This window comes from Trinickia sp. (assembly GCF_035492435.1).
GTDB lineage: Bacteria > Pseudomonadota > Gammaproteobacteria > Burkholderiales > Burkholderiaceae > Trinickia.
Map to the genome: position 1 here is coordinate 12,921 of NZ_DATJJF010000092.1, position 22,639 is coordinate 35,559.

The 22,639-nt window shown below is 59.4% G+C and carries 17 protein-coding genes and 1 pseudogene; 11 read left to right on the plus strand and 7 right to left on the minus strand.

What is annotated here, in order from left to right:
• The first annotated feature begins 505 nt into the window (after positions 1 to 505).
• The 4 genes from VL598_RS06535 to pelG all read left to right on the plus strand — a co-directional run bounded on the left by VL598_RS06535 (position 506) and on the right by pelG (position 6,152).
• Positions 506 to 1,954, plus strand: coding sequence for a PelD GGDEF domain-containing protein (locus tag VL598_RS06535; RefSeq protein WP_325325885.1), 1,449 nt, complete (start codon positions 506 to 508; stop codon positions 1,952 to 1,954).
• 3 nt (positions 1,955 to 1,957) lie between these two features.
• Positions 1,958 to 2,824, plus strand: coding sequence for a hypothetical protein (locus tag VL598_RS06540; RefSeq protein ID WP_325325886.1), 867 nt, complete (start codon positions 1,958 to 1,960; stop codon positions 2,822 to 2,824).
• A 61-nt stretch (positions 2,825 to 2,885) separates the two neighbouring features.
• Positions 2,886 to 4,454 carry a GT4 family glycosyltransferase PelF gene (pelF, locus tag VL598_RS06545; RefSeq protein ID WP_325325900.1) on the plus strand — a complete coding sequence of 523 codons (1,569 nt, stop codon included), beginning with the start codon at positions 2,886 to 2,888 and terminating at the stop codon, positions 4,452 to 4,454.
• Positions 4,455 to 4,778: 324 nt separating this feature from the next.
• Complete coding sequence (pelG, locus tag VL598_RS06550) at positions 4,779 to 6,152, plus strand: exopolysaccharide Pel transporter PelG (RefSeq protein ID WP_325325887.1); 1,374 nt, start codon at positions 4,779 to 4,781, stop codon at positions 6,150 to 6,152.
• Positions 6,153 to 6,272: 120 nt separating this feature from the next.
• Here the strand turns inward: pelG and VL598_RS06555 are convergent, their stop codons facing one another.
• A complete protein-coding gene (locus tag VL598_RS06555; RefSeq protein WP_325325888.1) occupies positions 6,273 to 6,764 on the minus strand; it encodes a cupin domain-containing protein in 492 nt (163 codons plus the stop codon).
• A 543-nt stretch (positions 6,765 to 7,307) separates the two neighbouring features.
• Between VL598_RS06555 and VL598_RS06560 the strand changes: the two genes are divergently transcribed.
• The 3 genes from VL598_RS06560 to VL598_RS06570 are packed head-to-tail and all read left to right on the plus strand — an operon-like array spanning position 7,308 to position 11,200.
• Positions 7,308 to 8,033, plus strand: a complete 726-nt coding sequence (locus tag VL598_RS06560) for a gluconate 2-dehydrogenase subunit 3 family protein (protein ID WP_325325889.1) — start codon at positions 7,308 to 7,310, stop codon at positions 8,031 to 8,033.
• 3 nt (positions 8,034 to 8,036) lie between these two features.
• A complete protein-coding gene (locus VL598_RS06565; protein WP_325325890.1) occupies positions 8,037 to 9,818 on the plus strand; it encodes a GMC family oxidoreductase in 1,782 nt (593 codons plus the stop codon).
• Positions 9,819 to 9,823: 5 nt separating this feature from the next.
• Complete coding sequence (locus VL598_RS06570; protein ID WP_325325891.1) at positions 9,824 to 11,200, plus strand: cytochrome c; 1,377 nt, start codon at positions 9,824 to 9,826, stop codon at positions 11,198 to 11,200.
• A gap of 116 nt (positions 11,201 to 11,316) precedes the next feature.
• Here the strand turns inward: VL598_RS06570 and VL598_RS06575 are convergent, their stop codons facing one another.
• The 5 genes from VL598_RS06575 to VL598_RS06595 form a co-directional block, all read right to left on the minus strand.
• Positions 11,317 to 11,568 (minus strand): hypothetical protein, encoded by a 252-nt coding sequence (locus tag VL598_RS06575; protein ID WP_325325892.1) that lies wholly within the window; start codon positions 11,566 to 11,568, stop codon positions 11,317 to 11,319.
• A 123-nt stretch (positions 11,569 to 11,691) separates the two neighbouring features.
• Positions 11,692 to 12,432, minus strand: a complete 741-nt coding sequence (gene phbB / locus VL598_RS06580) for an acetoacetyl-CoA reductase (protein WP_325325893.1) — start codon at positions 12,430 to 12,432, stop codon at positions 11,692 to 11,694.
• A gap of 372 nt (positions 12,433 to 12,804) precedes the next feature.
• Positions 12,805 to 15,366: a PAS domain S-box protein gene (locus tag VL598_RS06585; RefSeq protein WP_325325894.1), complete on the minus strand. Its 2,562-nt coding sequence runs from the start codon at positions 15,364 to 15,366 to the stop codon at positions 12,805 to 12,807.
• A 231-nt stretch (positions 15,367 to 15,597) separates the two neighbouring features.
• Entirely contained in the window at positions 15,598 to 15,828 is a 231-nt protein-coding gene (locus tag VL598_RS06590) for a hypothetical protein (RefSeq protein WP_325325901.1), read from the minus strand.
• 510 nt (positions 15,829 to 16,338) lie between these two features.
• Positions 16,339 to 17,406: a S1C family serine protease gene (locus VL598_RS06595; RefSeq protein WP_325325895.1), complete on the minus strand. Its 1,068-nt coding sequence runs from the start codon at positions 17,404 to 17,406 to the stop codon at positions 16,339 to 16,341.
• Positions 17,407 to 17,536: 130 nt separating this feature from the next.
• Here VL598_RS06595 and VL598_RS06600 point away from each other — a divergent pair, with 130 nt between their 5' ends.
• Positions 17,537 to 18,988 (plus strand): PQQ-dependent sugar dehydrogenase, encoded by a 1,452-nt coding sequence (locus tag VL598_RS06600; RefSeq protein WP_325325896.1) that lies wholly within the window; start codon positions 17,537 to 17,539, stop codon positions 18,986 to 18,988.
• A gap of 116 nt (positions 18,989 to 19,104) precedes the next feature.
• Here VL598_RS06600 and VL598_RS06605 read toward each other — a convergent pair whose 3' ends face one another.
• Positions 19,105 to 19,860, minus strand: a complete 756-nt coding sequence (locus tag VL598_RS06605; protein ID WP_325325897.1) for a helix-turn-helix transcriptional regulator — start codon at positions 19,858 to 19,860, stop codon at positions 19,105 to 19,107.
• A 236-nt stretch (positions 19,861 to 20,096) separates the two neighbouring features.
• Here VL598_RS06605 and VL598_RS06610 point away from each other — a divergent pair, with 236 nt between their 5' ends.
• The 3 genes and pseudogenes from VL598_RS06610 to VL598_RS06620 all read left to right on the plus strand — a co-directional run.
• A complete protein-coding gene (locus tag VL598_RS06610) occupies positions 20,097 to 21,023 on the plus strand; it encodes a pyridoxal-phosphate dependent enzyme (protein ID WP_325325898.1) in 927 nt (308 codons plus the stop codon).
• A 187-nt stretch (positions 21,024 to 21,210) separates the two neighbouring features.
• Positions 21,211 to 21,660: a hypothetical protein gene (locus VL598_RS06615; protein ID WP_325325899.1), complete on the plus strand. Its 450-nt coding sequence runs from the start codon at positions 21,211 to 21,213 to the stop codon at positions 21,658 to 21,660.
• A gap of 107 nt (positions 21,661 to 21,767) precedes the next feature.
• Positions 21,768 to 22,639, plus strand: a pseudogene (locus VL598_RS06620) (hypothetical protein); the annotation flags it as partial.

Sequence of the window (22,639 nt, forward strand, 5' to 3'; positions counted from 1 at the left end):
ATCGGAATATGCGCTGTCAGCGAGCGAGCACAATTAAGGCTTTTTTACGGCTCAATTCGTGGAGTTTCAATTCAGCACGATCGCGCATTTTTTCTGAATTTGTTCTTGCGCTCCCGCAAATCGATAGGCGATTACCGCCATACAGACTTGTTCGCCTGAAACGGCCATCCGCACTTTCAAAGAGCCAAACATAACGATTTATTCGCACGCCAAAATTGCAGCCATACATCCACATCATCGTCAAGGGTGCCTCCTCTCAATCAAGCATCAATTTTTAAAATCACAAGAGGTTGAAAGCAAATTGACAATTATTACAAGGTGAAATATAACGTCAGCTCATCGCATCGATCTTCATTGAAAGTGGCACGTGGCTTTGCGAATTCATGGGCAAGCCACGCATGCCGCAGCTCATGGTCCAGAGCCCCAAGGGATGGACGATGGTGTTGCGTTTTTCCCCGGCAACCGGGTTCACAAAAACCCAATGTTGCGCAAGGTTGAGCTAACGATGACTCCCACGCAATCCCCAACGCACCAGACAAGCACTGTCGCACCCGAGCACGATAAGACCCGCCACGCCATCTTCCGCTTGCGCTTGTCCGATTTCACACACGGGCTGCCATCGGCATGGCTGATGCCCGATCGGCACTCGACGATCCAGATCGCGGCCGAAGCGGTCGGCTTATCCATACTGGGCATTGCCGCCTTTGCGGCGTTGGCGCCCACTGACCCACTTTTCCTCAGAGCGGGGTTCCCGTGGCCATGGCTCTTGCCTGTATTCGTGGCACTGCGCTACGGGACGATCGCGGGGGCCCTGTGCGGGGCTACGCTTCTCGCCACATGGCCCGTTGTCTATGGGGCTGGCGTTCAAGCCTTTCCCAGCGGCATCTTTGCCGGTGGCTTTGCGGTCGTGCTCATTTCAGGCCAGTTCGCGGATGCGTGGGCGCGCCGTCTCGGGCAAGCTCGCACGTCGAATGAGTACCTTTCGCAACGACTCTCGATTCTCACCAACAGCCACTTCCTGCTCAAACGTTCCCATGAGAGCCTGGAACAAGACCTTCTTGTCCGCCCCGCAACGCTGCGCGGCTCGCTGGCGCAGTTGCGCGACGTCGCGCTGAGCGCAGCGACGCCGCCCCCGCGTGAGCAGGGCAGCATGGCACTGCCTGGCGCGCAGTGTTTCCTCGAGACCGTCGCACAATCGTGTCAAATCGAATCAGCCGCGCTTTATGTGATTCGAGACGAAAAGCTCGGCACGCAACCTGTCGCGAGCATCGGACTTTTATTCGATTTGGATTCGACAGACCCGCTGATCGTGCACGCGCTCGCCACCAATCAGTTGACGCACGTGCGGGCGACCGACTTCGATACAGATGCGGGCACACGCTATATCGCTTGCGCCCCGCTCATCGCGGCAGGAAAGGAGGTCGCCGGCATGTTGATCGTGAGGCAAATGCCTTTTCTGGCTCTGACGCGCAGCAACCTCGAGTTTTTGTTTGCGCTTTGCGGCTATTACGCCAATGGAACACGCCATGCCGAGCTTACGCGCGATCTTCTGCTCGAATTGCCGGGCTGCCCGCGCGATTTCGCACTCGAATATGCAAGGCTCGCGAGCTTGCGTCATAGGAGCCGTATCGAGTCGTCACTCGCTATCCTGGTCTTCGAATCCCCCAAGCCTATGCAAGCCGTGCTGGACTATGTGCTCCAAACCGAACATGCCTTTTGCCCGTATTGGCTGATCGGCACAGAAGACGAGGAAGACTCCTGCGTCATGACACTGATAATGCCTCTGCTACGAGACAAGGATGCCCCCAACGCGCTGAAGCAACTTGAACGGGGAATCAAATCGGAAGTGAAGTTCGATTCGAAGGAAGGCGGCTTCAGCGGGCATTGCTTGCCGATCGATGGAAACGCCAATGCCTTGAGGCGTTTCTTGGTGCGCTGCGATGTGGTGGCGTGAGCTATGTCCGACGCAACTCAAATTACCGCGCACGGGTACCGGCGCGACACCAAGCGTGTGCGTCGACACGCCTCGACGCTTGGCCGGTTGCTGCGCGCCTGGCGGGCGCTCGCGGATCAGCTGTCGATGTCGAGCACGCGAAGGCGCGCAACAACGCGACAAGGGCTGGATGAGTCAATACCGATCGAAGTCGTCGGTGAGCCTCAGTTCACGGCGAATCTGTTGTCAAAGGTGTCGTACGCATTGAGCGCGCGCGTGAAGCGGGATGTGTTGAACTTACAAAGTGATCCACAGCGTCGAATGGCCGGGATCATCGCCCTGCAATCCATGCCGACACGATCCATCAGTCCGCTGCTTCATCGGTTGCTGACGGATCCTGTCGACGACATTCGCCTACTCGCGTACGGCATGCTCGAGACGATCGAAAAGACACTGACGCAACGCATCACGGCGGAGCAGTCGAAGCTCCTTTCGCCGATCTCGGAGGAAGAGCGCTACCGCAGCGACAAAGCACTGGCGCAAGCGTACAAGGAACTGGTCTACTCGCGCATCGTTCAAGGTGACGTGCGCCGCAATGCTGCGGAACAAGCCGATACCTTCGCGCGCAGTGCGTTGGGATTCAATCCGCTCGATGCCGGTCTATGGCAACTCCGTGGCCTGCTCGCATTGGAAGCGCGGCGGGCCGATGACGCGGAGGCGATGTTCAGGCGTGCCGTCGAGTGTGGCTTTCCGCGTCAGCGATTATTGCCGTACCTCGCGGAAATTGCGTATTTGCGTGGCGATTACGTCGAAATACGCAGCCTGTTTAGCGAATCTAAAGGCATTGCGCCGCCTCTGTTAGCGTCAGTCGTTGCTTATTGGAACTCTTAACAAGGCAAGAAACCCCATGAAGCACGGCCTCGATGCGAACTTGGCCTCTGCGCAAGCGTCGATGAACAGCGAAGACACATGCGCCGACACACTTCCGCGCGCGGCCGCCGCGGACGTCGTACTACTGCTTGAAGGCACTTTCCCCTACGTCAGGGGCGGCGTATCGAGCTGGGTCGATCACATCGTCCGGTCGTTCCCGGAATACACATTTGCAATCTGCTTTTTGGGTGGCAAACCGGAGGACTACAAGACGGTTGCCTACCCGTTGCCTGAAAACGTCGTGCATGTCGAGAATCATTACTTGTTCGCGCTCAGGCCGCAGCCTGCCATGAAAAGGGGGCGCGTCAGCGGCGAGGCGTTCGAGCGCACGGCGACATTGCACGAAGCTTTTCGAACGCCCCCTGAACAAAATTTGGACGAAGGCTTGCTCAGTCGATCCCTTGACGACTTGATGCCGAACCGGTGCCTCGCCGAACATCAGTTTCTCTACAGTCGCGAAGCCTGGGACTTTCTCGTCCGCCAATATCAAGCCCATTGCAGCGACCCGTCGTTCACCGACTATTTTTGGTCAGTTCGCCTGATGCACAGCCCCCTGTGGGAGCTCGCGCGCGTAGCTGAGCAACTGCTTCCGGCGAAGGTCTATCACGCAGTGTCAACTGGCTATGCGGGCTTTTTAGGCGCGCTATTGCATTACCGCCGAGGCCGGCCATTATTGATATCCGAGCATGGGATCTATACGAAAGAACGCAAGATCGAACTGTTTCAGAACCAGTGGATTCGGGACAACCGCACTTTGTTGGAGCGCGATGCCTCACATATCGGCTACTTTCATGAAATGTGGTCACGTTTCTTCGAGACGCTAGGCCGGATCAGCTACACGGCCGCAGCAGACATCGTGGCACTTTACGAAGGCAACCGTCGCCGCCAGGTGGTCGATGGTGCCCCGGAATCAAAGACCCGAACTATACCCAACGGTGTGAACTTGAAGCGCTTGGCGCCGTTGCGGGAACAACGCTCGTCGACCATACCCAAGGTCATTTGTCTGATAGGTCGCGTTGTGCCTATCAAGGACATCAAGACCTTCATTCGTGCAATGCTAACGGTGGTTCGGCGGATGCCGGAGGCCGAGGCGTGGGTGGCAGGGCCGGAAAGTGAAGATGAATCTTACGCAGCTGAATGTCGTCAGCTGATCGAACAGCTTGGGCTCTCGGGGAAGGTGAAGCTGCTCGGCATGCAGCGCATCGAGGACGTGTTGCCGAAAATCGGCGTATTGGTCTTAAGTTCAATCTCGGAAGCACTGCCACTGGTCGTGCTCGAAGGATTCGCCGCCGGCGTACCGGCTGTGACGACCGACGTCGGTTCCTGTAGCGAGTTGATCTACGGGCTCGACGGCGCGGATGCAGCGCTCGGCGCGGCAGGACGCGTCGTACCGATCGCCAACCCGGCAGCACTCGCGGACGAAATCGTCGATCTGCTCGGCGACGAGGCAAGCTGGCGTGCGGCGCAGCTTGCCGGCATTGCGCGCGTCGAACGCTTTTATGCGCTCGAACGCATGGTGGACTCCTATCGCGAACTCTACGAAAAGCTCATCGCTTCGCCCACGCGGGACGCGTTTCGATCGCACGCATAACACCCGCGGACTAGCTAAACGCCAAACGCCGCAGCCGAACGGCGCCCTTCGTGGTCCCGCATACCGCTAATCCCGCTAATACGCGATAAATTTCCCAAATAGCTGACTCGGGCAAGCCAACAGGACTCGGTGCATGGCCTGTTGGTCCTGGTGATCATATGCCCGCCATTGTGGGATCGCTCCTTTCGACGGAGCAGACCTGCGCGTTGCATTTACGCTCTTTGCAGTGTCATCGCCCTTCTTGATTTTCAAGCTGCGGCAGTGGGTACGTAGATCGAACGCGCTTGCCAATAAGAACGAGACACTCGGAGACGAGGTGTTGAGATGGCTGCAATCGGCTTCAAGCTGCGGGCACGAGTCAGACCTCATACGGTGCTGGGATGGGTGCGTGCCTATGCGTACGCGGGCCTCGCCGGCGCCGGCCCGTGGATCTGTTCGGCCATGGGTATTGTGCTCGTGGGCATACTGAGTCTCCCATCGGAATCGACCAACAAGGCGATATCGGGCTTCGAGGTTTCGACGACGTACATGATTGCAGCAAGCCTGATCCTGACGGGGCCGTGGCAGTTCGCACTGACGCGTTTCATCAGCGACCGCCTGTACGATAAGCGCGTCGGCATGATACTGCCCAACTTCACAGGCGCCGCGCTGATCGTCACGCTCATCGCAATCGCAATAGGCGCCGCGCTGATCGCGTGGTTATTGCGCGATGAAAGCCGGGGCTATCAGGCAACGCTGCTGGCGGGGTTCGTCGTAGAGTGCAATATCTGGCTTGCAGTCGCCTTTTTGTCCGGTTTGAGGCGGTACGGCGTGGTTCTGTTTGCTTTCGTGGTTGGCTATGGCCTATCGGCCGTCGCCGCGATAGCCCTTCAGCGCTTCCATGTCGAGGGACTCGTTCTAGGGTTCACGATCGGGCAAGGGGTGCTCCTTGCTATCTCGCTCAGCGCTATCTATTACAGCGGCTTCTGGAGCGGAAAGCCGATTGCGCTCGATTTTCTAAAAAAGGAATACCGCTATCCGTCGCTGATGCTTTTGGGCCTGCTGTACTACTTGGCAACGTGGGTCGACAAGCTCATGTTCTGGTACACGCCCGGTACGGGGCACCCCGTCCTCGGGCAGCTCCATGCGTCGCTCATCTATGACACGCCGGTGTTCCTGAGCTATGTCGTGATTCTGCCCGCAATGGCGGCTTTTTTACTGCGCATGGAAACCGAATTCGCCCCGCATTACAAGTCGTTTTATGGTGCGGTGCTGGAGGGAGCATCACTGGAGCAGATCGAAATAGCCCGAAACGGAATGGTCGAGGCACTGCGCGGCGCGTTGTTCGACATTATCAAAGTCGAATCCGTAACCGCATTGATCTTCTTCGCGAGCGCCCCGGCACTCCTCAAAAAACTCGGGATGTCTACGCTTTACCTTCCTCTGTTATACGTCGATGTGGTTGCCGCCGCGCTTCAGATGCTGCTTCTCGTCACCATCAGCGGCCTGCTCTACCTCGACCGGCGAAAAAGCGTGGTTACCCTGATCGTAATATTCGCAGCGCTTAACGCAACGCTTACGGCGTACACCCTGACATGCAGTCCGCTCTTTTATGGCTACGGGTTTGCCGTCGCTTTGTTATTAAGCGTGCTCATCGGCGTTTGGACTCTCAATCGCCGGCTCGAATTCCTCGAGTATGAGACCTATATGCTCCAATGAGGTGTCGAAGCAGTATGTAGCCAACTTGCAAGCAAGCACGCCGCCGGCATTGCGTCGGACACCCAATGCGGCACATTGCGGCGGCAACCGATGCCGCCGTGGACAACAACGCCTAATTCCTCACGCCGCCCCTTTCGCGTCGGACGCGGGATGCCCCGGATCAACCCAAGCGACCGACTCCGGCGGCTCGACCGGTGTGACCTCGAGGTTGACCACCACCGGCTCCTTGTCGCTGCGCACAATCACGCACTCGAGCGAGGCGCCCGCGTCGGCGTTGATCTCCTGATGCGGCACGTACGGCGGAACATAGATGAAATCGCCCGGCCCCGCTTCCGCGACAAATTCCAAATGCTCGCCCCATCGCATGCGCGCCTTGCCTCGAACCACGTAGATCACGCTCTCCACATGGCCATGGTGATGCGCCCCCGTCTTCGCGCCAGGTTGAATCGTCACCGTGCCCGCCCAGATCTTCTCGGCGCCTACGCGGGCGAAGTTGACGGCAGCGGCTCGCGTCATACCGGGCGTCTGCGGGACATTCGGGTCGAGCTGATTGCCGGCGATGACGCGAACGCCTTCTTCGCGCCACTCTGGGGAAACATTTCGTTCTGACATACGTACCTCTCAAGGCAGCAGGTTCACACGATCACTCATCCACAAGCGCAATGTCATGCCATTACCAACCAAAGCATAGTCGCTACCACTGATCACCGGCACCCTCAAAACGCAAAACACTTTTTCGGAGCGGATCAACTTCAAAGAAACGCTGCCGCTGACAGCAGGTTTCGGGATGCGATGCCCGCGACCAACAGCTACCGAGGTTGCTTAAAAGCTTGATCAAGACGACTGCCATCAGCACCTCGCTCAACATCCGATCTCGTCATTGACAAGCCGTGACGATCCCCCACCAAAGCCACGCAAAACTGAATTGTCTGAAAGCGTGTTTTTCCGCAGACCGACAATGAACTAGCATGCGACACCCTGCCGCAGCGACGCGGCTAACGAAAGCGATTTTCTGCCGGATTCATCCCCTCGGGCGCATGAGCCAACCACTTATGCCGCAATGAGAGGCCCGCAACTGACGATACCGGCCGACGCGCTTGCCGCAGTCATGCACCAACGCATCGGGTAACGGCATCCTCATCGAAACACATGCATATGAGCGACAAGGAAGAAACATTACAAAGACGTCGAGGATTCATTAAAGGATCGATCGGCGCAGCAGCATCCTCGGTCTTTTTCCTGCGGTCAATGTCCCACGCAGGCCCCTCCGAAGCTATCGCACAAGAGACGGCTTCCACCAATACCTACCAGCCGAGGTACTTCACGCCTGACGAGTGGTCATTCGTCACGGCAGCCGTCGAACGCCTCATTCCCTCCAACGAGGACGGCCCCGGCGCGGTGGATCTCGGCGTTCCCGAATTCATCGATCGGCAAATGGATACGGACTACGGGCATGGCGCGCGATGGTATCTGCAAGGGCCATTTCATCCGGAAGCAGATTTCACGCTGGGCTATCAGATGAAATATTCGCCGCGTGAGATGTACCGCGTGGCGATTGCGGAGATCAACGCATGGAGTCGCCTGCAACACGGCAAAGCGTTCGCCGAATTGGACGGTGCGACCCAAGACCATGTGCTCGGACTTCTGGAAAAAGGCCAGGTCTCGCTGCAAGGAATGAAAGCCAATGAGTTTTTCATTCAATTGCTTGCCAACACCAAGGAAGGCTACTTTGCCGATCCGATGTATGGCGGCAATCGCGGCATGGGCAGCTGGAAGATGATTGGCTTTCCGGGCGCTCGAGCTGATTTCAAGGATTGGTCCACTCAGCCCGGGAAGGTTTACCCGCTCGGACCCGTGTCGATTGAAGGTGAGAAGGCATAAGCAATGGCAACAAAGACAATGAAGCCGACCGATGTAGTAGTCATCGGCCTCGGTTGGACCGGCTCCATTATCAGCATGGAGCTCGCGAACGAAGGCTTGAACGTCGTGGCGCTGGAGCGAGGCGAAAACCGCGACACGTCGCCTGATTTCACCTATCCCAAAGCAGCGGATGAACTGAGGTACGGCATTCGCGGCGACATGTTCCGCAAGCTATCGCTCGAAACGCTGACGGTGCGCCACGACGTTGGCAGCACGGCAGTCCCGTATCGGCAATACAATGCCTTCCTCCTTCCGGACCACGTGGGCGGCGCGGGTCTGCATTGGAACGGCCAGACGTTTCGCCCTTCCCCCGAGGACCTCAAGTTCCGATCGCACAACGTAGAGCGCTATGGGGCGAAGTTCCTGCCGCCCGACATGACGATTCAAGACTACGATGTCACGTACGAAGATCTGGAGCCCTACTTTGACAAGTTCGAGTACCTGAACGGCGTATCAGGACAGGCCGGCAATCTCAACGGCAAGATCATCGAAGGCGGCAACCCGTTCGAAGGTGCACGTTCGCGCCCCTACCCCACGCCGCCCGTTGCGGATACTTATGGCGCTCAGCTTTTCGCCAAAGCATCGCGAGAACTCGGTTATCACCCGTATCCCCAGCCCAGCGCAAACTGCTCGGAGCCGTTCACGAACCCCTACGGCGTGCGCCTCGGGCCCTGCAATCTCTGCGGATTTTGTGAGCGCTTCGGTTGCTTCCTGTATTCGAAGGGATCGCCTCAGACGACGATCCTTCCTGCGCTGCGCATGAAGCCGAACTTCGAGCTGCGCACGCAAAGCCAGGTCGTCAAGATCAATGTCGATTCGAGCGGCAAGCGTGCCACAGGGGTGACCTATATCGACGGCCTGGGCAATGAAGTCTTCCAGCCGGCTGAACTCGTCATCTTGTCATCGTTCCAGACGAACAACGTGCGCATGATGCTGCTCTCGGGCATCGGCACACCTTACGATCCGGCCACCGGCACGGGCGTCATCGGCAAGAACTTTGCCTATCAGATGATGAGCGCCACGTCTGTCTTCTTCGACAAGGACGTGGCCATCAACCCGTTCATCGCTGCGGGATCGGGCGGTTCGCAGATTGTGGACGAATTCAACTCGGACCACTTCGATCACTCGGCACATGGGTTTATCGGCGGCGGCTACCTCATTGGCGGTCAGACCGGCGGGCGTCCGATCCAGCAGCTTTCGGTACCGGCCGGCACGCCAGCCTGGGGCGCACAGTGGAAGCGTGCCGCCAAGGATTCCTACCTGCACACCACGAACGTTGTCACGCACGGATCGGTGATGTCTTATCGCGACGCCTATCTGGATCTTGATCCGACCTACCGCGACTCGCTGGGCCAGCCTTTGCTGCGCATGACGTTCGACTGGCATGACAACGAGTTAAAGATGACGCGTTTCCTGACGGATCGCGCGATCGAGATCGTCAAAAAGATGAATCCGAAGAGCTACTCGACGCTGATGCGCAAGCCCGGGGATCACTTCAACGTGCGGCAGTATCAAACCACCCACACGACGGGCGGTGTGATCACGGGTGCGAATCCCCAGACGAGCGCCGTCAACCGCTACTTGCAAAGCTGGGACGTTCCTAACCTCTTTGTGACCGGCGCTTCAGCGTTTCCCCAGAACATCGGCTACAACCCGACCGGGTTGGTGGGCGCATTGACGTACCACGCGGTCGATGCAATCAAGAACCAGTATTTGAAGAAGCCTGGCGCCCTCGTACAGGCGTAGTCCCCATGAAAAGATCAACATCATTGAAGACCATCATCGGTCTATTGGTCTTAGTTGCCGCAGTTGTCATCGTTTGCGCTTATCTCGCCACTGTCTTCTTCGGCAGCAGAGGCGGCAACGCAGGCGAACAACTGGGCGCGACGGATCAAGCACTCATTGCACGCGGCGCCTACCTCGCTACGCTAGGCGATTGTGCGGCCTGTCATACCGCGTCGCACGGCAAGCCGTTCGCGGGCGGCTTGCCGATCCCAACGCCGATCGGGACGGTATATACGACCAACATCACACCGGACAAGGCAACGGGTATCGGCAATTACTCGCTGGGCGATTTCGAGCGGGCCGTGCGTCGAGGCATTCGCCCTGACGGCAGCACGCTCTACCCCGCGATGCCTTACCCGTCCTATGCCCATGTGACCGACGACGACGTTCGCGCGCTTTACGCCTACTTCATGAATGGCGTGACGCCGGTGTCGGCTCCCGACCAGGCCCCGGCTATCCCCTGGCCCTTGTCCATGCGCTGGCCACTGACTTACTGGCGATGGACTTTCGCGCCGAGCGTCAGCGCAACGCAGGCTCCGGCAGACTCCGGTGTGGCCCCCGCCAACGAAGCGGCGCTCATCGAGCGCGGCCGATACCTCGTCGAGGGGCTTGCTCACTGCGGGACTTGCCATACCTCACGCGGTGTGGGCTTGCAGGAGAAGGCTTTGTCGGACTCGCAGGGGTTGGATTACCTTGCCGGCGGGTTGGTGGAGAACCACGTGGCCAACAATCTGCGCGGTGACGACTTGACCGGGCTTGGTCGCTGGAGTCAGGCACAGATCGTCGAATTCCTGCGTACCGGCCGCGATGGCGATACGGCGGCATTCGGCGGCATGCGCGACGTCGTGATTCATAGCACTCAGCTCATGACCGACACGGATCTCAATGCCATCGCCGCTTATCTGAAGTCGCTGGCACCGGGCGATGCATCGCAGGCGCATTACGCCTATCAGAGTGCAGCGAGCAACGCGCTCGCAAGCGGTGACGCCAGCATGCCCGGTTCGCTCGACTACCTGAATAGCTGTGCGGCTTGCCATTTGTCTTCGGGCAAGGGCTATACGGACACGTTCCCGGGATTGGCGGGCAACCCCGTAGTCAATGCGGCCGATCCGACATCGCTGATCAACATCGTGCTCAACGGTAGCAGTGAGGTTGCGACTCGAGCGGTGCCCACGCAGTTCACCATGCCGCCTTTCGGTGACCGCCTGACCGACGAAGAGGTTGCGCACGTCGTGACGTTCATTCGTTCGAGCTGGGGTAACCACGCGAGTGCGGTGGATGCCTCGATGGTGACCAAGTTGCGTGCTCAAACGCACGCACAAAATACGGTACAGCAGCACTGACGCATGGTTTGGCTTTCCCGCCTTCAAGCCTACCGGCTTGGGCGGGAAACGCCTGTCGCACTGCATCTCATTTCGATGGCTCTTTCAGAGCAGTGCGTCGCTCAGCAGTAGATCGATCACCACCGGTCAATGACGAACTGAGCCACCCCATAGCCCCGCATCAGCGCTTCCGCTTCGGTCCCGAAGAGTCGCCCGTCGCCATGCCCGACGTGCATCGGCTGCCCCATCATGGGCGTATTGCCCCAAACAATCTTGACGACCGCTACATAGCCAACCGGCGCGATCGACACGGCTTGGCCTGGAATGGCTTCGACGGGCTGGGCATCCACTTGGACCGTGAAGTCTTTGTAGCTATATGTCCTTTGCATACCGAATGTGTCCCTAACAAGGCTGTTAAAGCATCCTCAATGGCGACATGTCTGCCTGGCGCCTGCAAGCGGGCACCAACGTTTTCCCATCCCGTTCGCGCATATCGAACGTGACGAGAATCCCTAACCCATATGTAGTCCGCCGTTGAGTGAAAAGTCCGCACCGGTTGCGAAAGCCGCTTCGTCACTGGCAAGCCACGAAACAATCGATGCGATCTCGATCGCTTCTCCCAACCGGTGAACCGGCATGCTTTGAACAATGCGCTCGAGGACGTCAGGCCGTACGGCGCGCACCGTGTCGGTTCGGATGTAGCCGGGAGAAACCGTATTAACCGTGATGCCGTGCACGGCGACTTCCTGAGCCAGCGACATCGTGAATCCGTGAATGCCGGCTTTCGCAGTCGAGTAGTTGGTTTGGCCGAACTGGCCTTTCTGCCCGTTCACCGACGAGATATTGATGATGCGGCCCCACCCCTTGTCGACCATGCCCTCGATCACTTGTTTTGTGACGTTGAAGAGGCTGGTGAGGTTCGTGGCTATGATGTCACTCCAATCTTCCCCGGACATTTTTCGAAATAGGCCATCGCGCGTAATGCCGGCGTTATTCACCAGCACGTCGATATCGCCCACCTCTTTCTTTATTTGGGCGAACGAGGCCTGCGTCGAGTTCCAATCTGCAACATTGGCTTCGGATGCGATAAACGTAAAGCCAAGCTCGGCCTGCTCGGCGAGCCATCGTTCGCGCCTTGGCGAATCCGGCCCGCAACCTGCCACCACCGTTAATCGGTCGTTATGAAGGCGCTGGCAGATTGCCGTTCCAATTCCACCCATACCGCCCGTCACATATGCAATTCGGCTCGCCATTGCTCGATCCCCCGTTTTGCCACGATTGAGTGTCAAGGTACGCTGCTCAATGCTTATGCGTGCAGGAAAGGCATAAGGAGCATGATGCCAGTGCGACGGGGGCGCCGCGTGCATGCATGCCACTGCGATCGGCTTCGTGAACATCCGGCTTGACGTGTGGCTGACTCAACATCAGTCATCCTTGGGTCGCCGTGAACCGCTTGCTTGTTTCAAGGTGCTTTGCATCGCCCAGCGCCGCGAACAATTCTCGAACAGTTCTCGATGTCGGCCGCGATGCAGGTCTCGAATGTGCCACCAACGAGCGGGCTCCGCCATCCCCGCGTGTGCGCTAGCACACAAAGCCTTCCTTTCTGAATCTGGAGGCCGACTGCCTTATGACGCCCCCGCAGGCTGACGCACTGGAACGCGGACGGTGATTGCCGTCCCTTTTCCGGGCGAACTCGAAACAACGATCTCGCCGCCCAGCATCAGCACCCTTTCCTTCATTGCCGCGAGTCCGAACGATTTTCGACGAGTGGCAACGGGATCGAATCCTTTGCCGTCATCGCGTATATCAAGAACGCAATGACCATTGGCTTGGTCCAGCGTCAGGTAGACGTGCCTCGCGAGCGCATGGCGCGCAACGTTGGCGAGCGCCTCCTGCACGATGCGAAAGACGACGATCGATCCATCCTCGCTTAATGGGACCTGCTCCTCCGGAACACACAGATGGCAGACGACCCCACTGTTACGGGAAAAATCGGCGGCGAGCCACTCGAGCCCTGCCACGATGCCGGCATCGAGCACCGCCGGGCGTAGCGATGCGACAACGTCGCGTACCACCTGCATCGTCTCATCGGCGAGGATCACCAAGTTGCGTATGTCCGCGTCGACACCGGGATTGCCGCCCGCAAACCGTATGCGTAAGGCGGACGCCCCCATGCGAAGTGCCGTCAATTGTTGCCCGAGTTCGTCGTGCAACTCGCGCGCGATCCGTTTGCGCTCTTCTTCACGGGCCGTTTCGCGCCGAGAAGCCAGCTCCCTCAGCATCTCGTACGATTCGCGCAACCGGTATTCCGCATCCTTGCGCTCGGTGATATCGCGCCACACCGTGAGCACGCTTTGCACACGCCCCTCGGAATCGTATTCCGGCACGGCGTGGACATACCAGCAAGTCAGCTTGCCGCGCCATTCGCAAGTGACTTCCTCCTTAGCGGCCATGCCACGGCCAATGGCATCGCGCAGTGTCTGCACGGGGGCGTCGAGCGCATGCATCGGCTGATCTGCGGCTTCGCCGATTGTCTTGCCGAGCACGTCTTGCGCACGTGTTCCTGTCACGCGCAGGAACTCCGGATTCACATAGATGCGCCGCAACTCCCGGTCATAGCGGACGATCGGGTCGGGTGCATTTTCCGCCAGGGTGCGAAACGCTCGTTCGCTGGCAGATAGCGCCAACTCGGCCATGCGCAGCCGTGTGATGTCGCGCGCAATGCGCAGCACACTGACGACTGCTCCCTCATCGTCCTTTTCGGGGACGTGCCGCACCTCGAAGACGCGCCAGCCCTCTGCCGTTCGCCACCGTGCTTCCTGGTTGTTCGGCACACCTTCGGCAAAAGCGCGCCCAATGCTTGCTTCAAGAAGATTGTTCTGACCGGCGTTGTACGTGAGCGGCAACTCGTCCAGTCTTTTGCCAAAAAATGCGTCTTGCGGAATGCCAAACGCTTTCGACAAGGCGGGATTGACGTAGATATGCCGGCTTTCCCTATCGAAGCGCGCGATAAAATCCGGAAAATTTTTGGCCAGCGTGCGAAAGCGCTGCTCGCTGCGCTTGAGTTCGTCGATATCGCGACTAATCGCGAGCACGCTTGCGACCTTTCCGTTGCGTGCGAATTCTGGAACGATCCTCATGTGGCCCCATCGAATCTGGCCTTCGGCGTCGCGATAGCGCACCTCTTCGGTGACCTCTTTGCCCGTTTCGATGACCTGCCTCAATCGATCGACATACGCTGCGACGTCGACCACCGACGAGCACTGCGCCGGCGTAGTGCCGAGCAGCCCGCTCATCGGGCGATGCATGAACGCCAATATCGCCGGATTTACATACACACGTCGGTAGCCGAGGTCGTACCGGGAGATATAGTCTGGCGAATGCTCGACCACGGCGCGGAATGCCTGTTCGCTCGCATGCAGGCGTTCTTGCGCCTTCCTTCGCTCAGTAATGTCGCGCCCCAGCGCCAGCACGCCGATGATTCCGCTTTCGATGCTGCGCTCCGCAATGATGCGAATTTGATGATGCCGCGCGCCGCTGCCCGCATCGGGCAAATCGACTTCGATTTCCCGCTCTTGACCGTCTTGCATTACCGCGGCGAGCGTCGTATGCAACGTTGCGAGCTGGCGATCGGGCGCATGCTCAAGAGGCGTTCTTCCGAGCAAGTCTTGCAGCGGCCTGCGCATCGTTTCTGCAAGGCCGGAGTTGGCGTACACGAGGCGGCATTTGCGATCGTAGCGACAGATGACATCGGGTGTCGTTCCACCCAGTCTGCGATATTGCGCATCGAGCTCCTGCGGCGTTGTCAGCAGCGCCTGGGCTTCCTTGTGTGCGGTGATGTCGCGCGCCAGCGCCAAGTTGTATTCGCCGCCGGCGGTTTCGAAATAGCTCGTGCTGATTTCGACGGGAAAGACGCACCCATCCTTGCGTCGATGAACCGTTTCAATGAGCATCGACCCCTTTTCGCGCAAATATTTCCAGGCGGTCTTCCATCTCTCGAAGCTCCAGTCGGGATCGATATCCATGACTGTCATCCTCGACAGTTCATCGCTTTCGTATCCGAGCCATTCGCAGGCTTCGTCGTTGACGTAGACAAACCGCGCATTGCAGTCAACGAGGTAGACGGCTTCGCGCACCCGGTCGAGGGCGTAGCTCTTCAATCGCAACAAGTCGTCACGTTCGGCCACCGAAGACTCCCGTGCTGTCCATCGCGAAGGAGCATTTACTATAGCGCGCCGAAAAGCCGCCGATGCGAAGTTAACGCCTGCCTTATATGTCCGTTGTAAGTGCGGCTCGACGACTCAGGGATGCAACCGATCCGGTTGCTCCGCCTTGCTCGCACGACGCGGCGTGCGCAATGGGCCCAAAGCGGATGAGGGACTGCGGCTCGCGCGAGCCGCAGTCCCGAGGCGACGCGCTTACTGCGCGCGTGCGGCTTGATGTTGGGCTGCCGCCCGCTCTTCTTCAGCGTGTTTTTTCGCCAGATGATGTCCGACGATGCATCCCCCCACTGCGCCTGCAACAGCGTGATGGCCGGCATAGTGGCCGGCTACACCGCCTACCACCGCTCCTTTCAAACAGCCGGCGGCGTTGGCCGTGCCGGCGGCGCCGATCGCTGCCAGTGCTAGAGCGCCCGTCAGCGCGGCCATTTTCGTTCGGACATGACTTCTCATGCAGTAACTCCTCTTACGGTTGTGGCAATTGTGTTCGCACGCCATTATCTACGAATGGCCGAGATAGTTCCCGATTGGTGCCCTGTCCCTCAACGCCGTCGGAGCACGAATCGATGACGACAAAAGATGTGACTTCTGAAACCGATTATTTCGAGGGCTAGCTACGCGCCCTTTATTCCGCTCTTGATCCGATGGTCTGCCCCCGATGCGCTACGTCTTGTTACACACGAACACAACGGTAATGCGCTCACTTAATACACTGGGCTCCGCGCTGACCAACAAAAGGACCTCTCATGAAGCGAATCGTTGCCTGCATCCTGTCGGCGATATGTCTTGCCAGTGTGCTGACCGGCTGCATTGTTGTGCCGGACGGCGGCGGCTATCATCATCACCATGAGTATTGAGGCGATTTGATCAAGGGCGCACCCGTACCTCACGGCGCTACACGCAGCATGGGCGGCCGTCAGGTCGTGGGGTGCCCCCATGCTAAGGCGCTTGCTCAGTCGGTGTGACCGACAACGTCAGTTTCCGTGTCAACCGCACGATACCAATGTCGACTACGCGATCGATCCGCGATGCGTCGAGCGCTCGCTGTAACGCATCGATGCCATCCACGGCGGTGCCATCGATGGCAACGATCGTATCGTCGACACGCAACCCGCCAAGCGCTGCGGGGCTGCCTGGCACCACCTCGATGATTCGCACGCCTGCAGCGCCCGGTAACTCGAAGTAGCGCTGCACCTTCCTTGGAATCGGCACAGTCATGCCCGCCACGCCGATATAGGCGCGCCGTACGCGGCCATACGCGAATAGCTGCATGACGACCCACTTCGCGGTATCGATCGCTGTTGCGAAGCAGATTGCCTGCGCGCCGGGAATCACCGCCGTGTTCACTCCGATCACCTGCCCCGCGGAATTCACAAGCGGTCCGCCAGAGTTGCCGGGGTTGAGTGCCGCATCGGTCTGTATCACGTCGTAGATCATCCGCCCGGACGTCGAGCGCAGCGACCGGCCAAGCGCTGAAATCACGCCCGTCGTAACCGTTTGAGACAACCCGAGCGGGTTGCCGACGGCAATCGCAATCTGGCCGACGCGCAACTTCGACGATTCGCCAAGTTCGGCATGCGGCAACGGTTCGGCCGAACCGATGCGCAGCACGGCAAGATCGGTGCTCGGGTCATCGCCTACGATCCGGGCTTCCTGCGTCGAGCCATCCGCGAGCGTCACCCGCACGGCGGTTGCACCATGAACGACGTGGCTATTCGTCAGTAGATAGCCGTCGGGTGTGAAGAGAAACCCTGAGCCGCTGCCGCCACGGATGCCGCGCTGCGGTGCGCCGGTGGGCGGGTTGCGCTCGACAGAAATGAACACGACGGCCTGCTGCACGCGTTCGAGCGCGCCGATAACGGTGCGTGAATAGGCATCGAGCAAAGCAGCGTCGGCATCGGCACTGTCGTCGGCATCAGGGCCGGCCAGTGGATTGGAGGTGCCCTGGGGATCCTCCCCCGATATGCCCTGCACGACGTTGTCGATAAAGGCCGGACGGCTTCCCATGATTGGCATTCCTAACGAAATCGATGCCCATCAAATGCGGGGAAACGCGCAGTTTTCAAGGGGCTCGCAACGTGACGCGCTCGGGCGAGCCGGTAGTATTGGCACGACCGACCACCGACGGAGCAAAGCAATGCGATCGCCCGGTTTGCTCATCCACGTGCTCATTCCCGCTTGTCTGATTGCCTCCTGCGTGATGCGTACGGCCGTTGCGGCCAACCCCGATCCCGAGAGCAACGCCGGCAAGGACAAAGTCGCGCAGGCGTCCACGCCCATGAGGCCAACGCCCCCCGCAGCCGGATCGGAAAACCCGGACCGAGGCGATTGGCACAGCGACGCACCCGGAGTCGTACATCGCATCGACTTGTCGAATTTACCCGCCCCTTACAGCACGCGTTCCGCGGGCAACGGCCCCCGGGTGGTGAGTCCGCCTGAAAAGAACGCCGCGCCAGCGGCTCCGCCGGGCTTCACGGCTCGACGATTTGCCGCTGGCCTGACGAACCCGCGTCTCATCCGCGTTGCGCCGAACGGCGACATCTTCATTGCCGAATCGGGAGCCGATCGCATACGTGTGCTGCGGGCCGCAGATGGCGCCGATGCGCCCACCGAGAACCGCGTTTTCGCGGACAAGCTGGACTATCCGTTCGGTATCGCGTTCTACCCTCCCGGCCACGATCCCCAATGGATCTATGTCGCCAACGAGAACTCGGTGGTGCGCTTTGCCTATCGCAGCGGCGACCTTCAAGCGCGCGGGGCAGCGCAAACCGTCATCGCGCGTTTGTCGCAGACAACAGGTGGGCACACAACGCGTGATATCGCTTTCTCTCAGGACGGCAAGCGCATGTTCATTGCGATAGGCTCCGCTTCCAACATTGCGGACGGTATGGCCCGGAAAAACCGTGCGGAAATATCCGCATGGGAAGCGGAGCATGGGCTCGGAGCGGCTTGGGGTACCGAGACCCATCGCGCGATCGTTCTCGCGACCGATCCCGAAGGCCGTTCGCCGTTACAAACGTTCGCAACGGGCATGCGCAATCCAGTCGCCATCGCGGTCAATCCGAGTACCGGCGAGTTATGGACAGTCGTCAATGAGCGCGACGGACTCGGCGACGATCTCGTGCCCGACTACGTAACGCGTGTCAGCGAACACGCCTTTTACGGCTGGCCTTGGTACTACCTCGGCCGGGCTGAAGACCCGAAGTATGTCGGCGAGCGTCCCGATCTTGCAGGACACGTTACCGTCCCCGATATGCTGCTGCGCTCACACTCGGCTCCATTGGGCCTGTGCTTCTATACGGCCACAGAAGGCGTGTCGGCGTTCCCGGACGACTATCGTGGAGATGCATTCGTCGCGCTTCATGGCTCATGGAACCGGAGTCATCGCACAGGCTATAAGGTCGTGCGCGTTCGCGTGAAAAACGGCGCACCCACGGGAGAATACGTGGACTTTCTGACCGGGTTCATGATCGACGACAACAAGGTATGGGGCCGACCGGTGAGTGTTGCCGTTGCTCGCGACGGCGCACTGCTTGTTACCGAAGACGGCAACGACACTGTATGGCGCGTGTCGTATAGCAAGCGTTGATCAGGCAGGCCTGCACCGGAGTGTCCTCGGACGCGGTCGCTGCTGCACGCACGATCGTCCATTGATCGTGTTTCGTTAGGAGTACGAATCATGAACGTGATTCGCAGCGCTGCGGGTCAGGCGTCGATGGCGCCGTTACGCCGATGCCGCGGCGTGCAAATGTCCATGGGATGTTCATCCACTATTGTGGCGGCAAGTGCTTTGATGCGCGCATCCAGCACATCGAAGGTATCGAGTGCGTCACTGCTTCCCGTCACACTCGTTTCAGTACCGAACAATCGCCGCAGTGAACCAATACGCACGGACCACTCATGCGGATGATGGCTCAATAACGCGTACCGCTCCGCTTCCTGCATGGCGCGCTCGGCTTCACCGCGCCGATGGGCCCCCAAATACGCTTCGGTAAGCGCACACCAGGCTTCGCAGCGCTGTTCGTCCTCGCGTGCGATCTCCGCCGTTTGGAGCAAATAGGGAATCGACCTTTCGGCCAAACCCAACATCGACAATACCAGCCCTCTCAGTCGATTCAACTCATAGCGATCGGCGAAGGAGCCGTCGTCCAGCTTCACGGTGTTGTCGGCAGACAAGTGCCGATCGCAACCGGTCTGCAGGCTTGCGCAGATGAGCCGCTCGGTCGGGACGTTATAGAAGCGCGCCAACTCGCGGGCAATCCTGAATAGGACGGGTTTTCCTGTCTCAGCGCGCTTGATCGACGAGATCGACACTCTGACGTGTCGGCTAAAGCATTCGTTCGCCAATTCCTCCTGGCTCAATTGGCGGCCATGCCTCAATTGTTTAAGCACGCCCGCATCGAGCACCACTCGGCCCGGAACAAGCGATTCTGAAGTCCTGCCGACATCGGTAGTGCGCACGTCGATCCGTTATCCTATAGGTACGATATGCGCAAACGCCAGCGACATCCACGCTGCATGAGCGCCCCGGACTGCCATATTCTTTCTCATCTTTTTATATACTAAGATTTGAATAATTTCAAGACAGCGCAACGCATGCTCAATGCATTTACATATTGCTTTCTTGCACCAACCTCTTTAATTACTCAATGCATCCCGGCAATGTTTATGCAAATCGATATTGAATGGAGAAGGAAATGAGTATTTATTTTGAAACACCCCTTTTGGAATCGCGCGCTTTGTCGCGCCGCGCGCATAAGTCCATCTGGCTGAAGATGGAAGCATGGCAGCCGACCGGCTCTTTCAAGGCCCGTGGCATGAGCTATGCGTGCTCGATCTACCGCGAACGCGGAGCACAACGCTTCATCTCATCGTCCGGCGGCAATGCGGGATTGGCGGTTGCCTATGCGGGCCGCAAGCTAGGCGTACCCGTCACCGTCGTCGTCCCCGTCACCACGTCAGAAAGAGCCAAAACACTGATCGCCCTGGAGAACGCTGAAATCATTGTTCATGGCAACTCGTGGAACGAGGCGGACACGTTCGCGCGCAGTCTCGTGCGCGAGCACGATGCGTTTATCCATCCGTTCGATGACAAGCTGCTGTGGTCGGGCCACGCCTCGATGATCGATGAAATCGCGAAGACGATTGCGCAGCCTGACGCGATCGTACTCTCGGTAGGGGGTGGCGGTCTGCTCTGCGGCGTCGTGGAAGGACTGCAACGCAATGCGTGGCACAGTGTTCCCGTCATCGCTGTTGAGACCCTCGGCGCCGATTCCTATGCGCAAGCTTTGCATGCGAACCGACTCATCGAATTGCCTGCGATTTCCAGCATCGCCACCTCCTTGGGTGCTCGCACGGTGTCGAAGGACGCACTCGCGCTCGCCGCACGCCATCCGATCGAAAGCGTGGTGGTCAGCGATCAGGACGCCGTTGCGGGATGCCTGTCGCTCCTGAACGAACACCGCGTGGTTGTCGAGCCCGCATGTGGCGCATCGATTGCGGCTCTCGATGCGGACATACCCACCCTGCGTCGGGCCGAGAACATTGTGGTCATCGTATGCGGCGGAGTCGGGACCAGCATCGATCAGCTTCAGGCTTGGAGCCAAGCGTTCGGAGCGGCGTGAACCTTCGCGTGAACCTGCGGCGACACCGATCTGATACGGACTTGAATCTTCTTTGTGTGGGCGTCCTCACGGACAATGACCCTTGCGCTCTGATGTTGCAACACTGATCGAGTGCCGGACACCCGGCACCGAATACGTAAGCATCGTCGTGCAGTCATGGGTCAATCGAATCCCCCGAGGAGATGGCATGGAAAAGCGTGTGAGACAACCAGCTGCCGCACGGAACGCCGAGCCGCATGACCAGAACAAACCGTCCGCTCAAGAAGCGGCCCTCCTGAGCGCTCTTGAGAAAGCACTGGCCGATGCACAGGAACGGCTTGCGGCAACGCCCAACCCGTCCTGGATCTGGGTGATGGAAGCACTCAAGGAACCACAGGTCCAAAGTCATTTCATCGATCACGTCCTCGATTCCGAAGTATTTCGTACAGCTTATTGTCTCAACGGGGAAAGCGACCCCGATGAAACACGAATTCTTTTCGAGTTTATCTGCACTGAAAAAAAGATTGCGTTGATCGCACCGCGTTTTCTCGTGCATTTCAATCTCGCGACACGGCGGGTTTCCCAGATAGAAGATCCCGCGCCAATGCGCATTCCCGTCGGCACATCGCTGCCGGGCATGCAGTATTGCCTCTATTGAGCCACGCCCCGATTTGCGCTTTTTGGCATCGAGATGAGGCGCGGCGCTCGAGTGCCAACGCGGTACCCAGTCCGCGCCATCCAATCCCTGAGCATGACGGAGGCACTATGAACAACGGTAGTCCCGGCATCAATCAACCCAATCTAGCAGGTCATATCGGCGGCCTAGCCGGCTTGGCATGGGGTATCCCAGGCATGGGCATGGCCGCACAGCCCGGATTGACCATCAACCATGGCTTGGCAGGGCTAGCCCCGGGGCTGGCAGGACAAGTGCCCGGCCTTGCCGGCATGGCTTTCGCGCCGGGTCTCGCTGGATTGGCTTTTGCGCCTGGCCTTGCAGGACTCGCCCAAGGACTGGCAGGGCTGGCCTTTGCACCCGTACACCCAGGACTGGCGCAGGGCTTGGCAGGGCTGGCCTTTGCGCCCGGCCTCGCCGCTATGAATCCGGGCCTGGCAGGGCTGGCCTTCGCTCAAGGCCTCGCACCGAACCTCGCCGCTATGAATCCGGGCTTGGCAGGGCTCGCCTTCGCTCCCGTGCACCCAGGACTGGCGCAGGGCTTGGCGGGGCTGGCCTTCGCCCCGGGCCTGGCAGGACTCGCACCCGGCCTCGCCGCTATGAATCCGGGCCTGGCAGGGCTCGCCTACGCTCCCGTGCACCCTGGACTGGCGCAGGGCTTGGCAGGGCTGGCCTTCGCCCAAGGTCTCGCAGGCCTCGCACCGAACCTCGCCGCTATGAATCCGGGGCTGGCGGGGCTGGCCTACGCTCCCGTTCATCCGGGACTGGCGCGGGGCTTGGCAGGGCTGGCCTTCACCCAAGGCCTCGCAGGACTCGCACCCGGCCTCGCCGCTATGAATCCCGGCCTGGCGGGGCTGGCCTACGCTCCCGTGCACCCGGGACTCGCGCAGGGCTTGGCAGGGCTGGCCTTCACCCAAGGCTTCGCAGGACTCGCACCCGGCCTCGCCGCTATGAATCCCGGCCT

What these genes read in the sequence shown, in the direction of transcription:
- VL598_RS06535 (WP_325325885.1), top strand. Translation starts at nt 506, where the DNA reads ATGACTCCCACGCAATCCCCAACGCACCAGACAAGCACTGTCGCACCC.
- VL598_RS06540 (WP_325325886.1), top strand. Translation starts at nt 1,958, where the DNA reads ATGTCCGACGCAACTCAAATTACCGCGCACGGGTACCGGCGCGACACC.
- pelF (WP_325325900.1), top strand. Translation starts at nt 2,886, where the DNA reads ATGAACAGCGAAGACACATGCGCCGACACACTTCCGCGCGCGGCCGCC.
- pelG (WP_325325887.1), top strand. Translation starts at nt 4,779, where the DNA reads ATGGCTGCAATCGGCTTCAAGCTGCGGGCACGAGTCAGACCTCATACG.
- VL598_RS06555 (WP_325325888.1), bottom strand. Translation starts at nt 6,764, where the DNA reads ATGTCAGAACGAAATGTTTCCCCAGAGTGGCGCGAAGAAGGCGTTCGC.
- VL598_RS06560 (WP_325325889.1), top strand. Translation starts at nt 7,308, where the DNA reads ATGAGCGACAAGGAAGAAACATTACAAAGACGTCGAGGATTCATTAAA.
- VL598_RS06565 (WP_325325890.1), top strand. Translation starts at nt 8,037, where the DNA reads ATGGCAACAAAGACAATGAAGCCGACCGATGTAGTAGTCATCGGCCTC.
- VL598_RS06570 (WP_325325891.1), top strand. Translation starts at nt 9,824, where the DNA reads ATGAAAAGATCAACATCATTGAAGACCATCATCGGTCTATTGGTCTTA.
- VL598_RS06575 (WP_325325892.1), bottom strand. Translation starts at nt 11,568, where the DNA reads ATGCAAAGGACATATAGCTACAAAGACTTCACGGTCCAAGTGGATGCC.
- phbB (WP_325325893.1), bottom strand. Translation starts at nt 12,432, where the DNA reads ATGGCGAGCCGAATTGCATATGTGACGGGCGGTATGGGTGGAATTGGA.
- VL598_RS06590 (WP_325325901.1), bottom strand. Translation starts at nt 15,828, where the DNA reads ATGGCCGCGCTGACGGGCGCTCTAGCACTGGCAGCGATCGGCGCCGCC.
- VL598_RS06595 (WP_325325895.1), bottom strand. Translation starts at nt 17,406, where the DNA reads ATGGGAAGCCGTCCGGCCTTTATCGACAACGTCGTGCAGGGCATATCG.
- VL598_RS06600 (WP_325325896.1), top strand. Translation starts at nt 17,537, where the DNA reads ATGCGATCGCCCGGTTTGCTCATCCACGTGCTCATTCCCGCTTGTCTG.
- VL598_RS06610 (WP_325325898.1), top strand. Translation starts at nt 20,097, where the DNA reads ATGAGTATTTATTTTGAAACACCCCTTTTGGAATCGCGCGCTTTGTCG.
- VL598_RS06615 (WP_325325899.1), top strand. Translation starts at nt 21,211, where the DNA reads ATGGAAAAGCGTGTGAGACAACCAGCTGCCGCACGGAACGCCGAGCCG.